21 protein-coding genes are annotated in these 17,895 nt (G+C 60.2%); 6 read left to right on the top strand and 15 right to left on the bottom strand.

The window, feature by feature from the left end; translation table 11 throughout:
- Window positions 1-8 precede the first annotated feature (8 nt).
- The 5 genes from purU to ACCD02_RS05535 form a co-directional block, all read right to left on the bottom strand.
- The gene (gene purU / locus ACCD02_RS05555; protein WP_413299225.1) at window positions 9-872 is read right to left on the bottom strand and encodes a formyltetrahydrofolate deformylase; all 864 of its coding nucleotides are present in this window, start codon (window positions 870-872) and stop codon (window positions 9-11) included.
- 30 nt (window positions 873-902) lie between these two features.
- Window positions 903-2,033 carry an aminomethyltransferase family protein gene (locus tag ACCD02_RS05550; protein ID WP_413299223.1) on the bottom strand — a complete coding sequence of 377 codons (1,131 nt, stop codon included), beginning with the start codon at window positions 2,031-2,033 and terminating at the stop codon, window positions 903-905.
- A 34-nt stretch (window positions 2,034-2,067) separates the two neighbouring features.
- The gene (locus tag ACCD02_RS05545; protein ID WP_413299221.1) at window positions 2,068-3,084 is read right to left on the bottom strand and encodes a heme-dependent oxidative N-demethylase family protein; all 1,017 of its coding nucleotides are present in this window, start codon (window positions 3,082-3,084) and stop codon (window positions 2,068-2,070) included.
- 139 nt (window positions 3,085-3,223) lie between these two features.
- The gene (locus ACCD02_RS05540) at window positions 3,224-4,156 is read right to left on the bottom strand and encodes a PDR/VanB family oxidoreductase (protein ID WP_413299219.1); all 933 of its coding nucleotides are present in this window, start codon (window positions 4,154-4,156) and stop codon (window positions 3,224-3,226) included.
- Window positions 4,153-4,710 (bottom strand): dimethylamine monooxygenase subunit DmmA family protein, encoded by a 558-nt coding sequence (locus ACCD02_RS05535; RefSeq protein WP_413299217.1) that lies wholly within the window; start codon window positions 4,708-4,710, stop codon window positions 4,153-4,155. Before ACCD02_RS05535 ends, ACCD02_RS05540 begins: the two co-directional genes overlap by 4 nt.
- Before the next feature lie 214 nt (window positions 4,711-4,924).
- Between ACCD02_RS05535 and ACCD02_RS05530 the strand changes: the two genes are divergently transcribed.
- From ACCD02_RS05530 to ACCD02_RS05520, 3 genes are read left to right on the top strand one after another with little or no spacing between them, the layout of a single operon-like run.
- Entirely contained in the window at window positions 4,925-6,040 is a 1,116-nt protein-coding gene (locus ACCD02_RS05530) for a sensor histidine kinase (RefSeq protein WP_413299215.1), read from the top strand.
- On the top strand, window positions 6,009-6,659 hold the full coding sequence (locus ACCD02_RS05525) for a response regulator (protein ID WP_413299213.1): 651 nt from the start codon (window positions 6,009-6,011) through the stop codon (window positions 6,657-6,659). Before ACCD02_RS05530 ends, ACCD02_RS05525 begins: the two co-directional genes overlap by 32 nt.
- Window positions 6,659-7,408 carry a PAS domain-containing protein gene (locus tag ACCD02_RS05520; protein WP_413299211.1) on the top strand — a complete coding sequence of 250 codons (750 nt, stop codon included), beginning with the start codon at window positions 6,659-6,661 and terminating at the stop codon, window positions 7,406-7,408. The genes ACCD02_RS05525 and ACCD02_RS05520 overlap by 1 nt, the downstream gene beginning before the upstream one ends.
- Window positions 7,409-7,594: 186 nt before the next feature.
- Here ACCD02_RS05520 and ACCD02_RS05515 read toward each other — a convergent pair whose 3' ends face one another.
- From ACCD02_RS05515 to pbpG, 6 genes are all read right to left on the bottom strand, one after another.
- Window positions 7,595-8,749, bottom strand: coding sequence for an ABC transporter ATP-binding protein (locus ACCD02_RS05515; protein ID WP_413299209.1), 1,155 nt, complete (start codon window positions 8,747-8,749; stop codon window positions 7,595-7,597).
- 19 nt (window positions 8,750-8,768) lie between these two features.
- Window positions 8,769-9,578, bottom strand: a complete 810-nt coding sequence (locus ACCD02_RS05510; protein WP_413299207.1) for an ABC transporter permease — start codon at window positions 9,576-9,578, stop codon at window positions 8,769-8,771.
- 5 nt (window positions 9,579-9,583) lie between these two features.
- Complete coding sequence (locus ACCD02_RS05505) at window positions 9,584-10,498, bottom strand: ABC transporter permease (RefSeq protein ID WP_413299205.1); 915 nt, start codon at window positions 10,496-10,498, stop codon at window positions 9,584-9,586.
- The gene (locus tag ACCD02_RS05500) at window positions 10,483-11,508 is read right to left on the bottom strand and encodes an ABC transporter substrate-binding protein (RefSeq protein WP_413299203.1); all 1,026 of its coding nucleotides are present in this window, start codon (window positions 11,506-11,508) and stop codon (window positions 10,483-10,485) included. The genes ACCD02_RS05505 and ACCD02_RS05500 overlap by 16 nt, the downstream gene beginning before the upstream one ends.
- Window positions 11,509-11,808: 300 nt before the next feature.
- Window positions 11,809-12,267, bottom strand: a complete 459-nt coding sequence (locus ACCD02_RS05495) for a DUF2214 family protein (protein WP_413299201.1) — start codon at window positions 12,265-12,267, stop codon at window positions 11,809-11,811.
- A 239-nt stretch (window positions 12,268-12,506) separates the two neighbouring features.
- Window positions 12,507-13,442, bottom strand: a complete 936-nt coding sequence (pbpG, locus tag ACCD02_RS05490) for a D-alanyl-D-alanine endopeptidase (protein ID WP_413299199.1) — start codon at window positions 13,440-13,442, stop codon at window positions 12,507-12,509.
- Window positions 13,443-13,753: 311 nt separating this feature from the next.
- Between pbpG and ACCD02_RS05485 the strand changes: the two genes are divergently transcribed.
- Window positions 13,754-14,314 (top strand): hypothetical protein, encoded by a 561-nt coding sequence (locus ACCD02_RS05485; protein WP_413299197.1) that lies wholly within the window; start codon window positions 13,754-13,756, stop codon window positions 14,312-14,314.
- 114 nt (window positions 14,315-14,428) lie between these two features.
- On the opposite strand, the gene ACCD02_RS05480 is transcribed toward ACCD02_RS05485, so the two are convergent.
- The 3 genes from ACCD02_RS05480 to ACCD02_RS05470 form a co-directional block, all read right to left on the bottom strand.
- A complete protein-coding gene (locus ACCD02_RS05480) occupies window positions 14,429-14,611 on the bottom strand; it encodes a hypothetical protein (protein WP_413299195.1) in 183 nt (60 codons plus the stop codon).
- Between the two features lie 153 nt (window positions 14,612-14,764).
- The gene (locus ACCD02_RS05475) at window positions 14,765-14,959 is read right to left on the bottom strand and encodes a hypothetical protein (protein WP_413299193.1); all 195 of its coding nucleotides are present in this window, start codon (window positions 14,957-14,959) and stop codon (window positions 14,765-14,767) included.
- A gap of 163 nt (window positions 14,960-15,122) precedes the next feature.
- Window positions 15,123-15,467: a hypothetical protein gene (locus ACCD02_RS05470; RefSeq protein ID WP_413299191.1), complete on the bottom strand. Its 345-nt coding sequence runs from the start codon at window positions 15,465-15,467 to the stop codon at window positions 15,123-15,125.
- Between the two features lie 224 nt (window positions 15,468-15,691).
- Between ACCD02_RS05470 and ACCD02_RS05465 the strand changes: the two genes are divergently transcribed.
- Entirely contained in the window at window positions 15,692-16,504 is an 813-nt protein-coding gene (locus ACCD02_RS05465; RefSeq protein ID WP_413299189.1) for a shikimate 5-dehydrogenase, read from the top strand.
- A gap of 60 nt (window positions 16,505-16,564) precedes the next feature.
- Here ACCD02_RS05465 and ACCD02_RS05460 read toward each other — a convergent pair whose 3' ends face one another.
- Window positions 16,565-17,212: a YceH family protein gene (locus ACCD02_RS05460; RefSeq protein ID WP_413299187.1), complete on the bottom strand. Its 648-nt coding sequence runs from the start codon at window positions 17,210-17,212 to the stop codon at window positions 16,565-16,567.
- 118 nt (window positions 17,213-17,330) lie between these two features.
- Here ACCD02_RS05460 and ACCD02_RS05455 point away from each other — a divergent pair, with 118 nt between their 5' ends.
- The gene (locus tag ACCD02_RS05455; protein WP_413299185.1) at window positions 17,331-17,840 is read left to right on the top strand and encodes a DUF1993 domain-containing protein; all 510 of its coding nucleotides are present in this window, start codon (window positions 17,331-17,333) and stop codon (window positions 17,838-17,840) included.
- The last annotated feature ends 55 nt before the right edge of the window (window positions 17,841-17,895 follow it).

Below are 17,895 nucleotides of genomic sequence, written 5' to 3'. Positions count from 1 at the left end.
TGATCCGCTCAGCGAAAAATCACGGTCTTGTCCTGGTTGATGAACACCCTGTGCTCCAGGTGGTATTTCAGGGCTTTGGAGAGGGCGACGGTTTCGGTGTCGCGGCCGATGGCGACCAGGGCGTCGGGGGCAATGGTGTGGTCCACGCGCTGGACTTCCTGTTCGATGATCGGCCCTTCGTCCAGGTCGCTGGTGACGTAGTGGGCGGTGGCGCCGATCAGTTTTACGCCGCGCTCGTAGGCTTGGTGGTAGGGCTTGGCGCCCTTGAAACCGGGCAGAAACGAGTGATGGATATTGATCGCCCGGCCCGAGAGCTGGCGGCACAGGTCGTCGGAGAGGATCTGCATGTAGCGTGCAAGCACCACCAGGTCGGTCTCGGTTTCTTCGACGATGCGCAGCAGTTCGGCTTCCTGGCGCGCCTTGGTTTCCTTGGTCACCGGCAGGTAGACGAAGCGGATGCCTTCGCGTTCGGCCATGGGCCGCAGGTCCAGGTGATTGGAAACGATGGCGGTGATCTGCATGTCCATCTCGCCTTTGCGGTGGCGATACAGCAGGTCGGTGAGGCAGTGATCGAACTTGCTGACCATCAGCAGCACCCGCGCCGGTTTCGCCGAGCTGAACAGTTGCCATTGCATGTCAAAACCACCGGCCAGGGCGGCGATGCTCTTTTCCACGGCAGTGAGGTCGCCGCTCACCCCCTGGTTGAAGCGAAATACAGCGCGCATGAAGAAGCGCCCGGTGAATTCATCGTCGAACTGCGACAGTTCGCTGATATAGCAGGCCTGTTCGGCCAGTGACGATGTCACGGCGGCGACGATGCCCGAGGTGGCGGGGCAACTGATCTTGAGAATGTAGTGTTGTGGCGTGTCCATCGAGGTCTCCCGGAATGTTGGCGGCGTGGCTCAGCCCTTGGCGGTGCGCTTGGTTTTTTGTGGGTCGTCGAAGGGCAGGGCATGGCTGGCGGCGCTGGCTTCCAGGCTGCCGCGCACTTGCAGGGCGACACCTGGCGTGGCGCAGTCGACGCTGACCCGGGCAATGGCCATGGAGCGCTTGCTCAGGCGCGAGTACATGGCGCAGGTGATTACCCCGACCTGCTTGCCGTCGTGCCACAGGCTGTCGCCGGCGTCGGCGCTGCGGGCGGCGTCGATCAGAATGCCGGCGATCTTGAAGCGCTCCTTGCCCTGCAACCGCGCATGCTCCAGGGCTCCACGGAATTCCTGCTTGCCCGGCGAAACGGTGAAGTCCAGGCCGAGTTCCCAGAGGGTGTCGCCAGCCTTCTCGTTGGCGAAGGGGTACATCTGCGAGTTGTCATAGGGGAAGAACATCAGCGCGCTTTCCACCCGCAGCCAGTCCAGGGCAGTAAAGGCGCAGGGGATGATGCCCATGCCCGCGCCCCGTTCGAGAATCTGGTCCCACAGCGCCGGAGCGTCGGCGGCCTTGCAGAAAATTTCGTAGCCACGTTCGCCGGTGTAGCCGGTGCGGGAAATCATCACCGGGCGGCCGAACAGTTGGGTCTGCATGTGATGGAAGTACGGCAGCTGGCGAATGCCCGGCACGTGCTCGGCGAGAAAGTCCACGGCCAGCGGGCCTTGCAGCGACAGGTCGTGGAGGTCGTCGTCGAATAGCACGGCGACCTGGCGGCCCTGGGCCGAACGTACCAGCATGTCGTAGCCGGTCCCGGCGCCGTGCACCACCATGAAGGCGTTGGGGCCGGTGCGGTAGACGATGCAGTCGTCGATGAACTTGCCGTCGTCATCGAGCATTGAGGCGTATACCGACTTGCCGGGATACAGCTTGGCGATGTCACGAGTCGTCGCCCATTGCAGCAGGCTTTCGGCGTGGGGGCCGACGTAATGGACCTTCTTCAGGCCCGAGACGTCCATCAGCCCGGCCTTGGTGCGGATCGCCTGATGGTGGTCGGCCAGGTCGCTGGCGTAGGTCCAGGCGGTGCCCATGCCGTTCCAGTCTTCCAGGTTCGAGCCGAGGGCACGGTGACGTTCGGCCAGTGCGGAGATGCGCCAGGAGTGAGCCATGTGAGGATTCCTTGTGGTGGGAAAGAGGAAGAATTCAGGCCTGTTCGTCGAACTGGCTGAGCCACTGCACCAGGGTCTGGCGGTAGCGGGTCATGCCCTTGTAGTCGGCGATCGGGTCCGGCAGGTCGCGCAGCACCCGGTGCAGGCGCTGGCCCCAACCGGGGTGGGTGACCAGTTCGTTCATGCTGATCAGGTAGGTGCGGATGCTGAACATCAGGCCGTTGCTGCGCGGCAGGCGGACCATGAATTGCAGTTCAACGCGCAGATGCACCGCGCTGCCAACATTGTCCGGGGTGATCTGGCCGCGGTCGGCGCCCCATTCGTGGAAGGTCTCGGGGGACGAGTCCAGGCGCGGATTGATCGTCAGGGTCCAGTTCAGGCGGCGTACCGGCTGGTTGACCTGGATCGCCAGCAGGTACTTGAGGGCACGGTCGAACACGCCCATCTGGTTGGCCATGGGCACCGGCGAGTGCCACTGCTTGAAGCTCATCCCGGCGTCGAAGGCCAGGGACCAGTCGGCGGGCGAGGTGACCATGCCGGCGTCCATGAACAGGTCATTGTCGCGTTGGTCAAGTAACGCTATATCGCCCTGGACCTGACGGGTAATGAACTCCAGAGGCTCACAGGGCAGGGTGCTGGCGTCGCCGAAGGTAAAGCGCTGGTCGATGTCCAGGGCCTTGTTGCGCCAGTGCCAGTGGTTGCCGTCGCAGTCCAGTTCGAACCATTGTGGATAGTCGGCCGACAGGTGCTCCATGAACAGTTGCAGAGCGTCCCAGGAGGCCAGCTGCATGTGCGGCATAACCAGGCAGCGGCGCGGATCCTTGTCCAGCACCAGGGCGCGCTCGGCCATTTCCGAGCGGTAGTGCTCGTCGATGTCGAACCAGTGCTGATACACCGAACCAGGGGCGCGGGGCGTGGCCGGTTCGATGTTCACTGAGTACATGTAGCTGTCTTCGGTGAAGGGGAACGGAAAACGGGCAATGGCCTGGGGGCTGTTACGGAAGGTGAAGTCGTCCCGATAGCTCTGTGGCGCGGTGAATTGCACGGTCATGGCGGTTCCTCTTATCAAACATCGGTCTGAATTTGGCTGAGATTTGTGGGACCGGCTTCAGCCGGGAAAGGGGTGCTGCATCCGCCGCATGTTCTTGATCAGGTCGGACGCATTCCCGGCTAAAGCCGGTCCCACTGGGTTACAGATCCAGGATCAGCGCTGTCCCGCAGCCCCGTGACACACAGGGCATCAGGTACTGCTGCTGTTCTTCGGCGCTCAGGCAGTGGTCGCGGTGTTCGATGTCGCCTTGCAGGTGGCGGGTCGCGCATTGCCCGCAGGCGCCGCCGCGACACAGGTTGGGAATGGCGACCCCTGCTTCCTCCAGGGCTTCGAGCAGGCTCTGTTCGGCCTCGACCTGCAGGACGCGACCGCTGCGGGCCAGTTCAAGGCTGAAGGGCACACCCGGTTGCGCGCTGCTGAAGGCTTCCCAGTGCACCCGCGCGTCGGGCCAGCCGAGGGCTTTGGCTTGTTCGCGCACGCCGTCGAGCAGACGCTGCGGGCCGCAGGTGTAGACATGGCTGCCCATGGGCCGGGCGCCGAGGATGGCCTTGAGCTCCATGACCTGGCCGGCGCTGCCGTCGTAGCGGTGCAAACGGCTGCCCAGGCGTTCCTGCAAGTCATCGACATAGGCGTCGGTCAGGCCCTGGCGGTAGGCGTAATGCAGTTCGAATGAAGCATCGCAACGCTCCAGGCTGTCGAGGTAGGCCATGAACGGAGTGATACCGATGCCACCGGCAATAAGGATGTGATGGCGGGCGGTCAGGTCCGGGGCGAACAGGTTGGCCGGGGGCGACAGGGTCAGGGTATCGCCGACCCGCACCTGATGATGCAGATAGTGCGAGCCGCCACGGGAGGGTTCCTGCAAACGTACGGCAATCTGGTAGTGGCGAGTGTCGGCCGGGTCACTGATCAGCGAGTAGGCATTACGCGCCGTGCGTTGTTCCAGAGGCAGGTGCACCTGCACATGGCTGCCCGAGGAGAAGCCCGGCAGATCACCGTCAAGAGCGGTAAAAGTGAACTCGCGAACCACTGGAGTCAGTTGGCGGATGGCGCTGACGCGGACCTGCATCATGGCTGCACCTCGCCTTGCTGTAGCCCGGTCCGCTGTACTTGAGCGTAAGCCTGATCGGGGTTTTCACAGACGCCCATATAGGCGCCCAGGCGTTTGGAGAAGTGCTCGCGAACTCCCAGTTGTACCTGGCACCCGGTGCAGTTCAGCTGTGCTACGGCGGGGGCGTCCTGAATCAGGCCGCAGTGCACGCAGAACACCCGGCGCTGAGCCGGACCGCAGTCGATCAGGTCGATTTCTTCGCTGAGCATTCCCGCGCCCTGAGCGGTGACATGCACACGCCAGAGGAACGCTTCATCGCCCAGGACATACAGATGGCTGCCGATCGGCGCGGCGTAGAGCAGGGTATCCAGGTGCTTGTCGAAGCCTTCGCTACGGGCGCTGAGCAGGATCGGGCGGGGCAGGTCGCGGACAAAGGCCTGCAGGGATTCGGGCAGCTCATCGACCGTGGTCTGCAGCACCAGCAGATGATGCAACGCGCACGCTTTCGGGGCGGCCTGCCGATAGTGCGGCACGCTGAAGGGGCGGTAAATGTCGCTGTTGTGGGCGCTGCTCATGAAACTCTCCGCATCGTAGGTTTGTTTCCTGTTGGGGAAGATACTTTCTTAAAAGGAATTACCGCTCAATCCGGAAAAAGAGGTATCTCCTTGGGGGTAGCCCGCCGTAAAGACTGGTGGAGGCATGGAAGTTGCTCGCCTTTGCCCAGGCTCAAACGAAGGACAGGTAATGTCAGTGACAGCGCAAGCGAGGCCCACAGCGTGGCGACGATGGTTGTTGCGCTCGCGCCCGGACAAGGCCGGCGTCATACGCCGCCTGTTGGCCGAGTTGCCGTTGCGGCAGATGCACGCGGACGATGCCTTGTCGCACTTCATGGATCATTTCGAGGCACTGCTGGACGCCTGTCGCTTGGGCCTGGCTGTACCCGGAGAGGATTACGGTCCGGCGCGGCGGGCTTTGCTCAGCGTCTGCGAGGACGAAGCGGACTGTCCCTGGCGCAACGGCACCCTTGGCGAGCTGGCCAAGGCCTGTGGCGCCTGTCACCGCCGTGGCCAGTGCCGTGTGCTGTGCGCCGTAGCCAATGAGCCGAGCCTGCCCGCTGGCGTGTTGTTACTCGACAGTCCATACCCGGCCAGCCGCGCCTTGCGCCAGTTGCTTGAAGACAGCGCAAGGGTGGTCGGTGTCAGCGTGCAATTGTTGCGCTACAAGCGTGAGCAGCAACGCAAGGAAGCCACTTCCCAACACGGCGCGTTAGCCCGGGAGTTGCACGACTCGGTCGCGCAGCAGCTTGGCTATCTGTCGTTCCAGACCAGCCTGATCCAGGGCCGACTCAATCAGCCGGAGCAACTGACGCCCTTGCTGGCAGAGCTGCGTAGCGGTTTGAGCCAGTTGCAACGTCAGGTCCGCGAGCTGATCACCAGTGCACGCCTGACCATGGATGGTCGCTCCTTGCGCCAGGCTTTGGCCGATTCGGTGGCCGAGTTTTCCCGGCGCTGCATCATCGTCTTCGAGCTGGATAATCGCCTGGCCGATGACGCGCTGTCGCCGGAAGTGGAATTGCAGCTGTTGCAGATCATCCGCGAGTCCCTGGCCAACGTCGTGCGCCATTCCCATGCGCGCCATGTGCGCCTGGAACTGCGCCAGAGCCAGGAGGGCGAACTGACGGTCAGTGTCGAGGACGATGGCATCGGCCTGAGCCCCGCATCTGTGGACGATAACCACTATGGCCTGGCGATCATTCGTGAACGGGCGGCGAGCATCGGTGCGCAACTGAGCATCGACACCGTGCGACCCCACGGTACCCGCGTACAGCTGAACCTGAACCCTCTCTCTACCGCAGACTCGCCGAGGCGCCTCGATGAACAGTACGAGCTTATTGCTGATCGATGATCACCCCTTGTTCCGCCGGGGGCTGGCGCAGCTGTTCGACGCCAGCGACGACTTCGATGTGATCGGCCAGGCCGCCAGCGGCCGCGAAGGCATCAATCTGGCGGTGAATCTGGCGCCGCGGCTGGTCCTGTTGGACCTGCATATGCCGGGCTTGAGCGGCTTGCAGGTGCTCGACGAAATCAAACAGCTGGGCCTGGATTGCCAGATCGTCGTACTTACCGCCTCCATGGATCGTGGCGAACTGCTCACGGCCCTGCGCCTGGGGGCCAGCGGTTATGTGCTCAAGGAAACCGAGCCGGAGGCGCTGCTGACCTACATGCGCAATTGCAGCAAAGGGGCGATTGTCCTGGATGACGCCCTGGTGTCGCTGCTGGCCGAACCGCAGGTGCTGCCCGCGAAGATCGATGACAGCACCCTGACCGATCGCGAAAGCCAGACCCTGGCGCTGATCGCCTCGGGCATGAGCAACAAGCAGATCGGCCGCGAGCTGGGCATCAGCGACGGCACGGTGAAGATCTATGTGAAGAATCTGCTGCAGAAACTCAACCTGCGTTCGCGCCTGGAGCTGGCGGCGTGGGTGCACAAAGTGGCGTCATTGCGTAAAGAGGAGCGTCATTGATGATGGATAATCGTGCGGCAGCACTGGACCCATTGGCGAGTCCGCCGCTGGATGCGTTCCCCATTGCGCTGCTGGAGTTACGCGATAACGGTGAAATCGCCCGCTTCAATAGTACGTGGGTCGAGTTGATGGAGCGTCCCAAGGGTACGCGGATGCTCGTTGACTACGTGCATCAGGAAGACCGTCCGCTCTGGCGCCAGGCCCTGTACGAGTTGCGCCAGCGCCCGGCCATTGCCTTCAATCAGCGCCTTCGTTTCGTGCATCCAGCCGGGGAGTTGCGCTGGTTCGAGGTCAGCCTCAAGCGTCGTGAGCTGCATTTCTATCTGGTGGTGAACGATGTCACCGCCCATAAGCGCCGGGAAATCGCCCTGCAAGCCGGTCAGCGCAGTGCCATCAGTCTGCTGGACGGTATGCCGGGACTGATCTATCGCGGGCGTAATAATCGCGACTGGACCATGGAGTTCGTCAGTGCCGGTTGCCAGCAACTGACCGGCTACCCGGCTGAGCGGCTGATGGACAGCCACGACTGCACCTATAACAGCCTGATTCATCCGGACGATGCCGATTATGTCTGGCGCGAAGTGCAATATGCCCTGTCGCGGCAGCAGCCTTACGAGCTGAAATACCGCATCCGCTGCGCCGACGGCTCGATCAAGGTGGTGTGGGAGAAGGGCGTCGGTATCTATTCGGATAGCCGCGAGGTGCTGGGGATCGAGGGGGCGATTTTTGAGATGAGCCCTGTTTCCTAGTCCAAAGGCTGGAGCTTTCTCGTGCTGGCGAATGATGTGAGAGCGAATTGCGGGAGCCGATTGTGGGAGCGAATTCATTCGCGAAGAAGTCGGTACATTCAACGCATCTCCAGCGTCCGGAACGCATGTTCGCGAATGAATTCGCTCCCACAATTCGCTCCAATGGAGCTGATCGTAGCGGTTCTGCTACACCGCCACGGTGGTCTTGTTCAAATCACTTTCATTCCATTCGCTATACACACAGGCATCCGCCGCCGCCCAGCGCACCCGTACGTCACTGCCCGCAGGCAGCAGCGGCGAGCCATTGGTCAGGGCCTTGATGCTCAGAGTGCAGCCCTGGGCGGTCTTGACGCTGTAGGTCTGGCTTTCGCCGAGAAATACCACTTCCTCGACCCGGGCGCTGACTTCGTTCCAGCCGCTTTCCAGAGGCTGTGCGGTGGCCGCTGCGGCGGTCAGCACCTGAGCTTTTTCCGGGCGGATCATCAGCAGCAGGTCGGCACCAGGGCTGACGCCTGGCATGGGCCGCATGGCCACATCCCGACCTTCGAAACGTGCCACAGCATGGCCGCCAGCGGTGACCCGCAGGAAGTTGGAGTTGCCGAGGAACGAGGCGACGAAGGCATTGGGTGGGTTCTGGTAGAGGTCATAACCGCTGCCAAGGCCGACGATCTTGCCGTGGCTGAAGATGGCGATGCGCTGGGACAGGCGCATGGCTTCTTCCTGGTCGTGGGTGACGTAGACAATGGTGATGCCCAGGCGTCGATGCAACTGGCGCAGTTCGTCCTGCAGGTCTTCGCGCAGTTTCTTGTCCAGGGCGCCCAGAGGTTCGTCCATCAGTAGAATACGTGGCTCATAGACCAGCGCCCGGGCAATCGCCACGCGTTGTTGCTGACCGCCGGAGAGTTGGCTGGGGCGGCGTTCGGCAAAGGCTTCCAGTTGCACCAGCTTGAGCATTTCGTCGACGCGCTTGTTACGTTCAGCGGCATCACGTTTGCGGATCGACAGAGGAAAGCCGATGTTGTCGCGCACCGACAGATGGGGAAACAGCGAGTAACGCTGGAACACCATGCCGATATTGCGTTTGTGCGGCGGCACCTGGACCAGGGAACGGCCTTCGACCTGGATCTCCCCGGCGCTCGGGGTTTCGAAACCGGCGAGCATCATCAGGGTGGTGGTCTTGCCTGAGCCGCTGGAGCCGAGGAAGGTCAGGAATTCACCCTCCTGAATATCCAGGGCCAGGTCGTCCACGGCCTTGAAGCCGCCGTAGTGCTTGCTCAAGTGGCGCAGGCTGACCAAGGGTTTGGTGGTGTCGGACGGCAAAACGGATTGAGCGGATTTCATGGATGAGTCTCCTGCGCTCTCAGGCGCGTATCTCGTTACGGCGCTTGATCAGCGCGGCGATCAGCATCACGGCCAGGGACAGGCCGATCAGCAGGGTCGAAGCCACGGCAATCACCGGAGTCAGGTCCTGGCGCAGGGTGGTCCACATCTTCACCGGCAGGGTTTGCAGGGTCGGGCTGGCCATCATCACGCTGAGGACCACTTCATCCCACGACACCAGAAAGGCGAACAGCCCGCCGGCAATCAACCCCGGACGAATGGCCGGGAAGGTCACTTTGATCACCGCCTGCAAACGCGATGCGCCGCAGATCACCGCGGCGTCTTCAATCGAGCGGTCGAACAGCTTGAGGGAGTTGATGATGGAGATGACGGTAAAGGGCAGGGCGACGATGACATGGCTGACCACAAAAGCGAACAGCGTGCCGGTGTAGCCCAGCTTGAGGAACAGCGCGTATACCGCCACGGCGATGATCACCAGGGGCACGATCATCGGCAGAGTGAACAGCCCGTACAGGAAGTCGCGCCCGGCGAAACGCCCGCGCACCAGGGCAAAGGCCGTGGGCAGGCCCAGCAGCAGGGCGAAGACCGTGGTCAGCAGGGCAACCTTGAGGCTGGCCATGGCCGCGTCCATCCACTGCGGATTGGCGAAGAACTGCGCATACCATTTCAGCGTCCATCCCGGCGGTGGGAAGACTAGCCACTGAGAGGAGCCGAATGACAGCAGGACGATGAACACGATCGGCAGCAGCAGGAATGCGGCAATCAGCGCGGTGCTGACGAACAGCCCGCGACGCAGACCTTTACCCATGGCGTTGGCGGTCAATAACATCGGGATTACCTCGTGTTGCCGACCGGGGATTCCGGTTGCAGCTTCAGGTAGAAGTAAAACAGCACCAGGGTGATGACGATCAACAAGGCTGCTGCGGCGCTGGCCAGTCCCCAATTAAGGAAGGATTGCACCTGCTGGATAATGAACTCGGGCAGCATCATGTTCTGCGCGCCTCCGAGCAGCGACGGGGTGACGTAGTAGCCCAGGGACATGACGAACACCATAAGGCCGCCGGAAAACAGCCCCGGCCGGCACAGGGGCAGGAACACCCGATAGAAGTTGGTCCACTGGCTGGCCCCGCAAATCGAACCGGCCTGCAGCACCATGGGGTCAATGGCGGCCATGGTCGCCTGCAGGGGCAAGACCACGAACGGGATCATGATGTAGCTCATGCCGATCACCACGCCACTGAGGTTGTGCACCATTTCCAGGGGCTGGTCGATGATGCCCATGGCCATCAACGCCTTGTTGATCACCCCTGAGGACTGCAACAGCACCAGCCAGGAATAACTGCGCGCAAGCAGGCTGGTCCACATCGACAGCAGAACGATATTGAGCAGCCAGCGGCCCCAGCCACGGGGCACCAGGGTGATCGCCCAGGCCAGGGGGAAGCCCAGCAGCAGGCTGATCAGGGTGACCAGCCCGGCCACGGAAAAGGTGTTGACCAGTACCCGCACATAGGCCGAGTTGGCGAACAGCTGGGCGTAGTTGCCGAAACCGGGCGTCGGCTCCAGTACGCCGCGCAGTAGCAGGGCCACCAGGGGCAACAGGAAAAAAATGCAGAGGAAGGCCAGGGCCGGCAGCAGGTTGCTGAAACCCCGCCAGCGCAGGCTTCTTTCGTTGGCTGGCGGTGCAGCGGTGACGCTGGAAGCGTCACCCTGCCGGGAGCCAATGACCGATGAACTCACTTGACCAGCCATTCATTCCACCGTGTGGCGATTTCGGAACCGTGATCTGCCCAGTAAGCGAAGTTCAGGGTGACCTGATCCGCGACATGAGCGGTGGGCAGGTTGGACGCCAGCGCAGAATCCAGGCGCTTGACGCTGTCAACATTGACCGGCGCATAGGCGGTGAGGTTGGAGAAGTCGGCCTGGCCTTTTTCGCTGCTGGCGTTGGCCAGGAACTTCATCGCCGCATCCTTGTTCTTGCTGCCTTTAGGCACCACCAACATATCGGCCATGACCAGATTCTGTTTCCAACTTACCCCGACTGGCGCGGCGTCCTGTTGCAATGCATAGATCCGGCCATTCCAGAACATGCCCAGGGATGCTTCGCCCGAAGCCAGCAATTGTTGCGACTGCGCGCCGCCGCCCCACCAGACAATATCCTTCTTGATGGTATCGAGTTTCTTGAAGGCGCGGTCCAGATCCAGTGGGTAGAGCTTGTCCGGGGTTACGCCATCGGCGAGCAGAGCCAGTTCCAGTACGCCGGGGCTGGCCCACTTGTACAGAGCGCGTTTGCCGGGATAAGTCTTGGTATCGAAGAGGGTGCTCCAGGTTTCAGGTTCCTGACCTTTGAGCTTGTCCTTGTTGTAGCCCAGGACAAAAGAGAAGAAGAAGGAACCGACGCCATGGTCGGAGACGAATCGAGGGTCGATTTTGGTGCGGTCGATGGTTTTGAAGTCCAGCGGTTCAAGCAGGCCTTCCTTGGCGGCACGCAGGGCGAAGTCGGCTTCAACATCGACCACGTCCCACTGCACGTTGCCGCTTTCGACCATGGCCTTGAGTTTGCCGTAGTCGGTCGGGCCATCCTGTACCACGGTGATGCCGCTGCTCTTGCTGAACACATTGGCCCAGGCTTCTTTTTGCGCGTCCTGGGTACTGCCGCCCCAGCTGACAAAGTTGATGCTGTCAGCGGCCATTGTCGCGCCACTGCCCAAGGTGAAAACCAAACCTGCCAACGCTGCTGTTATACCTTTGCCAATTGCCATACTGTTGCCCTCGGTGAAAATCCTGGGATATCCGAATGCACCTCTTTGCGGGCACACCCGGCTAGAGCAGTAAAACGAAATCTGGCTGTTGCCGATAAAGCCTCCGCACGTCTCTTGTCTGCTCAAGGGGCTGGACGTTGTCGGTCAAAACATGGCTGAACCGTTGGAATGTCATATTATGGTATTCCAACATTTGTGCAAGCGTTTTGCTGTGCAAAGGGCCTGAATCCGGCGTATTCAAACGCAAAAACCGCCACGAGGGCGGTCTGTTTTACCGGTGAAATACTTGATTCAGAGCGCTTAGCTGATCAGGTCCCCACGGGCCATGCCGGTGGCGGCAATGACGATAATCACCATCAGCGCAGCCTCGGCGTGACAGATCCGTGCGAAGCGCCGGGAGCGGCTGGTATCTATGGGCATCTGATTCTTAAAGGCGATGCGCCATTTGATCAGGGCGAACATGGGCACCACTTCAATGGCGACGATGAGAACAAAGGCAAGGATTTTCAAGTGGAAGAGAGGTTGATGCAGGTAGTAGTAGGAGCCTTTTTCAATGCCGCCAAAGGCCCTGAAAGCACCGGTAATCAATAGCAGGGCAGCAGAAAGGCCCCAGATATTGTCGACCACGAACACATCCCGGAAGGAGCGCGCATCGTCGTTTCTCAGTCGCCGCAGTGCCCGCCCTCTGGCCAATACCGCCGCCAGGGCAAACCCGAAGGCCAATAGATGTACCGCAGCAAGCAGCCATTTGAAGAGCATGGACCTGAACTCCCGTAGGACGCCCCGAATGGTGCGGGCGATATCAGAGGTTTAGCTCATAAAGGACTGATTGCCCATCTAATTTTGCAGGCAATGTCGTGGATGAATACGGCATGGCGTCTTCTGTTGGTCGTATTGGTCTCTTCCCGGCTGAAGCCGATCCCACATCCATGGCGTGTATGTGGGACCGGCTTCAGCCGGGAAGGGCGCTCACCGTCAACTATATTCGAGTGTGCGCATTACTCTTTGACTTGCAGGCCGTTCTGCTTCATCACCAGGTTTTTCTCTTTCTTGTATTGCAGCGCTACTTCCGGCGCTGCACCGCTCTTGCCGGTTTCCAGCCACAGACGCAGACGACTGGCGTCGGCGAAGTGGGTGTATTTGCCGAACGCGTCAAGGATGACCACTGACACCGGGCGGTTGGCCATGGTGGTCAGCAGGACCAGGCAGTGCCCCGCCTGATTGGTGAAACCGGTCTTGGTCAGCTTGATGTCCCAGTTGGACTTGCGCACCAGATGGTCGGTGTTGCTGAAACCCAGGCTGTAGGTGGGCTTGCGGAAGGTGACGGTTTTTTCCTGGGTGGTGCTCAGTTCACTGAGCATCGGGTATTTGCGCGCCGCCATGACCAGTTTGGTCAGGTCGCGCGCGGTAGAAACGTTATAGATCGACAGGCCGGTGGGCTCGACATACACCGTGTGGGCCATGCCCAGGGCCTTGGCCTTGGCGTTCATGGCCAGAATAAATGCCTGATAGCCGCCTGGGTAACTGTGAGCCAGGCTGGCGGCCGCGCGATTTTCCGAGGACATCAGGGCAATCAGCAACATGTCGTGGCGGCTCAGTTCGCTGCCGAGCTTGACCCGGGAGAACACGCCTTTCATTTCTGCCGTTTTGGAAATATCCACCGGGATGTATTCGTCCATCGGCAGCTTGGCGTCCAGGGTCACCATCGCCGTCATCAGCTTGGTGACGGAGGCAATGGGCACGATGACATCAGGGTTGCTGGAATACAAAACCTTGTCGGTTTGCAGGTCAATGACCATGGCGCTACCGGAGGCCAGATGCAGTTGCGAAGGGTCGCGGCTGAAGGGGGCAGCATCATTGGCGTCAGCAAGAGGGGTAAAGAACGGGCCGGTAAGTGCAAATAATAGGCCCAGGACAGGAAGACGAATATTCAAAGGTGGCTCACTAAAAAAGGAATATAGATAAACCGCTGCATTTTATGCCGAATTTGCTGGATGTCGATGGGTGTTGTAGGAGGTTTCATCTATATCTGTAAGCTCTGGATCTCTCGTTGGAGCGAGGCTTGCCCGCGATGAGGTCGGTACAGTCGGAACATTTTTCATGTCTGAAAGATCGCTTTCGCGGGCAAGCCTCGCACCAACAAGTGTGTCATCTGGCGATGGATGAGCTTGAATATTCATGGTGTCAAACGCTGCCACCGATTAGCATCGCTGCCCATGCCTCAGCAGATTTAAGGAATCACGCAATGCCCAAGGGTTTTATCAGCAAGGATTACGTCGTTCTGGTGATAGTTGCAGTGGCGCTGGCTGCACTCCTGCTGGGGATGGGATCCTTCTCCAGACCTTCGGAATGGGCCAACTGGGTTCAAGCCACCGGGTTGGTCATCGGGATGATGATGGCTGTGCTAATCCCTGCGATTCAGAAAAAGCAGGACGCAGCCGCCCAGCACAAGCAGATGCGTGACAGGGAAATCGGTTATGCCCGGCGCATGCAATACCTGTGTGGCGAATTGAGCGAGGCCCTGGCCAGGATCAGTCTCAACCTCAATCACCTGCGCGCCACTGACCGTCATCGCTTGCAGAATGTGCTGCAGGATTACCTGCATCGCCTGTTCGAATCGCACAAGCAGGATCTTAACGATGACCGTATCGTCATTGCTTATGAGTTGCGCCAGGTTGCCGGTGATTTGGTCGACGAACTGGAAAGCGGCCGGGTTGATCGTGTGGTGTTCATCGCGCTTGAAAAGCGCCTGCAGAAGCTGACCCATCGGTGTCAGGTCAATGCGGCCATGGCCGAGCGCCTGTAAAAAACGTCTATAAACGACGCGCAAAAAAAGCCCGCACTCAGGGGAGGATGCGGGCAAGGGGGTGTGCGGAGCAACGCACGATTTTCGCTAAAGCTTGAAACGTGAAGAGGGCAATCAGCTATTCAGGTGACGGGCGTCCAGTTCTGCCGATGAAGCCTGGGCGTCGGGCAGCGATGCGAAGGGACCGCTGACCGGCTCGCCGTTGTGCATCAGGTACCAGCAAGCCAGCAGGCCGCGTTCGCGCAACTGGGCCGGTACTGCGCTGCCGACCACTGACATGATTTGAACCTTGTTCATTTAAGTGTCTCCACCAATCTATGGCGCTACTTTACGGCGCCATCGTCACGGGCAGAAATCACCGCTCTCGATAGTGGACATTGATGAACTGATGGCGGGAATGATTTGCAGCGAATGGCGGGGAAGGCGAGGCGGGGATGGAATCTCAGGTGGTCAATCGACCACCTGATCCAGCATCGAAACAATTTCCTGATCCGACAGCAAACCCTTTTCCACCAGGTTCTGTGCCAGCAGGGAGACGAACTTGGCGGTGCGGTGACCTTCCAGGCTCTTGAGTTCGGTGAGGGCGCTATAGACTTTGTTCGAGGTGCACAGACCATTGGCGTGATGGGGGTTCTGTGTCGGCATGGCATGGTCCTTATCGTTATAGGTCAATCAATCCAGCCATATCATGACCTGTTTTTCCCCGGTCATTGTTCTGGTTACGACCTTTGTACTAAAAATGCACTGGAAAAAGCAGTTGCCCGCAAACAACAACCCCGCCAAAAGGGCGGGGTTGTTGGTGCGGCGATTACCAGCGGCCACCGCCGTAGTAACCATGGGGACGACCGTAGTAATAGCCCGGTGGTGGGCCGTAGTACTGCGGACGGTAGTAAACCGGTGGCGGTGCCACGACAACAGGCTGCTGATAGTAGACCGGTGGTGGTGCGGCATATACCGGTTGTTGTACGTATACCGGAGCCTGCTGGACGTAGACGGGTCTAGGTCCCGAGCTGACTGCGGCGCCAACCACCCCGCCAACAATCGCACCCACTACAGCGGGACCAGCCCAGTTGCCGCCGCCATGGGCTTCGGCTTGACCTGCAAGGGCTAGGGCACCTATTAACAAGGCAACCTTGGGAATTTGACGAATCATGACTGTTCCTCGGCTTTCAACCCCGTTGTCGCTAGCCTGACTTCATCTCAAGCAATGCCACGGGATAACTCTATGACAGCGACTTTTGGCAAATCTTCGAAGCCGCTGCGTAAATTTTGTGTAAGGTAGCCGCCGATAGAGCCGGGCAGGGCGTTTCAATACCTTAACAGTGCCGATGATACGCCTGCCGGGCCCTCTTTATCTAATACCGTTGGAGAAAAAACATGCCCGTGACTGCGAACAAGGACACTCTTCTATGTATGTCTATGGCCGCCAGGCCCGGTAACTTCGGCGTGCGCTTTCATAACCACCTGTATGAACAGCTGGGTTTGAACTTCTACTATAAGGCCTTCGCTCCGAACGATCTGCCTGCCGCCATTGCCGGTATCCGTTCCCTGGGGATTCGCGGCTGCGGCGTGTCCATGCCGTTCAAGGAAGCCTGCATCCCCTTGGTCGATGAGCTGGATGCGTCTGCCGCTGCCATTCAATCGATCAATACCATCGTCAACACCAACGGTCATCTCAAGGCTTACAACACCGATTACATCGCAGTGGCTCAGTTGCTCGACAGCCATAAGGTGCCGCGCGGCCGTTTTGCCCTGCGCGGCAGCGGTGGCATGGCCAAGGCGGTCGTCAGTGCCATGCGTGATGCCGGATTCACTGATGGTCTGATCATCGCCCGCAACGAGCAGGCCGGTCGCGCCCTGGCTGAATCCTGTGGCTTGCAGTGGCAGGCGCAGTTGGGTGAAGAGCGCCCGGCGTTACTGGTCAATGTCACGCCCTTGGGCATGGCGGGTGCTCAAGCTGAGGAATTGGCATTCGACGAGGCAGCCATTAGCGCCGCCGAGACGGTATTCGATGTGGTCGCCACGCCTGCCGATACGCCACTGATCAAAGTTGCCCGCCGTTTGGGCAAGCGCGTGATCAGCGGTGATGAAGTGGCGGCGATTCAGGCTCTGGAACAGTTCGTGCTGTATACCGGGGTCCGGCCTGCTGATGACCAGTATCAGCAGGCCGCTGCTTTTGCCAGAAGCTAGCTCGGCAGTCCTAGGCTCTGTACGAAAAGTACCTGCGCTCGGCGACTTTTCGTACAGACCCTAGCTCTCCAGTCGGGTCAATCGTTCCTCCAGCGCAGCAATTCGCGCTTCCAGCTCGTCGATACGATCGCTGGAAGCCGAGCTGGGCGCACTGCGCTCCGGCGCGTTCTGCCGGGCGGCGAGGAGCTCTTCCAGGTCAGCCGGGTCGCCCAGGCTGTGCATGTAGCGGTCTTCACGCTGGCCGGACTGGCGCGGCAGCAGCGTGGCCAGGCCACGGGCGATCAAACGCTCCAGCTGGTGTACCACCTGATCGACGTCTTCGAAATCGTGCATGCGGTTGCTGCGGGTCAGTAGCTCGTTGACCGTCTGCGGCCCGCGCAGAAACAGCAGGCCGATCAGGGTGACCTGGGCCGGGACCAGTTCAAGGCCTTTATCCACCCGATGCTCATAGCGATCGGCACGGCTGCCCATGACCAGGCGGGCCAGACCGTGGCCTTCCAGGGCGCGCAGGCTCAGGCCGACCTGGCCCTGGGTCAGGTTCATCACCGGGTCGCGGCTGGTTTTCTGATTGCAGGCGATGATCAGCGCATTGAGAGTCAACGGGTAAGTCTCGGGGCTGGTGGCCTGTTTTTCGATCAGGCAGCCGAGGATGCGTACTTCCGTGCTGTTGAGTTGCAGGGCGTTGTCCGGGGTTTCGGCGGTGGACATGGGGCTTTCCCTATGGATGAAAAGGTTGTCAGCCTAGCAGAGTGGGCGAACGAAAAAGACAGGGTTTCTTAAAGCTAATTCATGTCTATAATCCCCGACCTTCAACCAAGGAACTGCCATGACCATCTCCCTGTATTCCGCTTCCGTTCCGGTTTTCCAGCACTCGCTCAAAGCATTGAGCGCGATCCTGAGCAAAGCCGAAGCCCACGCTACCGAGAAGAAGATCCAGCCTGAAGCGCTGCTGCAGTCGCGTCTGTTCCCGGACATGTTGTCGTTCACCCGTCAGGTGCAGATCGCTGTCGACTTCGCCAAAGGCGCGTCGGCGCGCCTGGCCAGGATCGAGCCGCCAAAGTACGACGATACCGAAGTGACCTTTGCCGACCTGCAAGCGCTGATTGCCAAGGCCCTGGCCTTTATCGGCGGCATCACGCCTGAGCAGGTCAACGGCAACGAAGAGATCGAAATTGTCCTGCGCCCTGGCACCGACAAGGAAAAGCGTTTCACTGGCCAGTCCTACCTGCTGACCTACAGCCTGCCGCAATTCTTCTTCCACGTGACCACGGCCTACGGCCTGCTGCGTCACAACGGTATCGAGATTGGCAAGCGCGATTACATGGGCGCACTGTAATCCTGGCTTGATTCTGCTGTAACAGGTCGCCGCCTCGGTGTTGAGGCGGCGATTC

Origin of the sequence: Pseudomonas sp. Pseusp88, from assembly GCF_047303955.1 — a bacterium.
Classification (GTDB): Bacteria; Pseudomonadota; Gammaproteobacteria; order Pseudomonadales; family Pseudomonadaceae; genus Aquipseudomonas.
The sequence above is the reverse complement of the archived record's forward strand: the minus strand, read 5'-3'. Positions and strand labels throughout refer to the sequence as shown.

Excerpts from the sequence above, each read along its gene's own strand:
- purU (WP_413299225.1), bottom strand. The coding sequence starts at position 872 with ATGGACACGCCACAACACTACATTCTCAAGATCAGTTGCCCCGCCACC.
- ACCD02_RS05550 (WP_413299223.1), bottom strand. The coding sequence starts at position 2,033 with ATGGCTCACTCCTGGCGCATCTCCGCACTGGCCGAACGTCACCGTGCC.
- ACCD02_RS05545 (WP_413299221.1), bottom strand. The coding sequence starts at position 3,084 with ATGACCGTGCAATTCACCGCGCCACAGAGCTATCGGGACGACTTCACC.
- ACCD02_RS05540 (WP_413299219.1), bottom strand. The coding sequence starts at position 4,156 with ATGATGCAGGTCCGCGTCAGCGCCATCCGCCAACTGACTCCAGTGGTT.
- ACCD02_RS05535 (WP_413299217.1), bottom strand. The coding sequence starts at position 4,710 with ATGAGCAGCGCCCACAACAGCGACATTTACCGCCCCTTCAGCGTGCCG.
- ACCD02_RS05525 (WP_413299213.1), top strand. The coding sequence starts at position 6,009 with ATGAACAGTACGAGCTTATTGCTGATCGATGATCACCCCTTGTTCCGC.
- ACCD02_RS05520 (WP_413299211.1), top strand. The coding sequence starts at position 6,659 with ATGATGGATAATCGTGCGGCAGCACTGGACCCATTGGCGAGTCCGCCG.
- ACCD02_RS05515 (WP_413299209.1), bottom strand. The coding sequence starts at position 8,749 with ATGAAATCCGCTCAATCCGTTTTGCCGTCCGACACCACCAAACCCTTG.
- ACCD02_RS05510 (WP_413299207.1), bottom strand. The coding sequence starts at position 9,578 with ATGTTATTGACCGCCAACGCCATGGGTAAAGGTCTGCGTCGCGGGCTG.
- ACCD02_RS05505 (WP_413299205.1), bottom strand. The coding sequence starts at position 10,498 with ATGGCTGGTCAAGTGAGTTCATCGGTCATTGGCTCCCGGCAGGGTGAC.
- ACCD02_RS05500 (WP_413299203.1), bottom strand. The coding sequence starts at position 11,508 with ATGGCAATTGGCAAAGGTATAACAGCAGCGTTGGCAGGTTTGGTTTTC.
- ACCD02_RS05495 (WP_413299201.1), bottom strand. The coding sequence starts at position 12,267 with ATGCTCTTCAAATGGCTGCTTGCTGCGGTACATCTATTGGCCTTCGGG.
- ACCD02_RS05485 (WP_413299197.1), top strand. The coding sequence starts at position 13,754 with ATGCCCAAGGGTTTTATCAGCAAGGATTACGTCGTTCTGGTGATAGTT.
- ACCD02_RS05480 (WP_413299195.1), bottom strand. The coding sequence starts at position 14,611 with ATGAACAAGGTTCAAATCATGTCAGTGGTCGGCAGCGCAGTACCGGCC.
- ACCD02_RS05475 (WP_413299193.1), bottom strand. The coding sequence starts at position 14,959 with ATGCCGACACAGAACCCCCATCACGCCAATGGTCTGTGCACCTCGAAC.
- ACCD02_RS05470 (WP_413299191.1), bottom strand. The coding sequence starts at position 15,467 with ATGATTCGTCAAATTCCCAAGGTTGCCTTGTTAATAGGTGCCCTAGCC.
- ACCD02_RS05465 (WP_413299189.1), top strand. The coding sequence starts at position 15,692 with ATGCCCGTGACTGCGAACAAGGACACTCTTCTATGTATGTCTATGGCC.
- ACCD02_RS05460 (WP_413299187.1), bottom strand. The coding sequence starts at position 17,212 with ATGTCCACCGCCGAAACCCCGGACAACGCCCTGCAACTCAACAGCACG.
- ACCD02_RS05455 (WP_413299185.1), top strand. The coding sequence starts at position 17,331 with ATGACCATCTCCCTGTATTCCGCTTCCGTTCCGGTTTTCCAGCACTCG.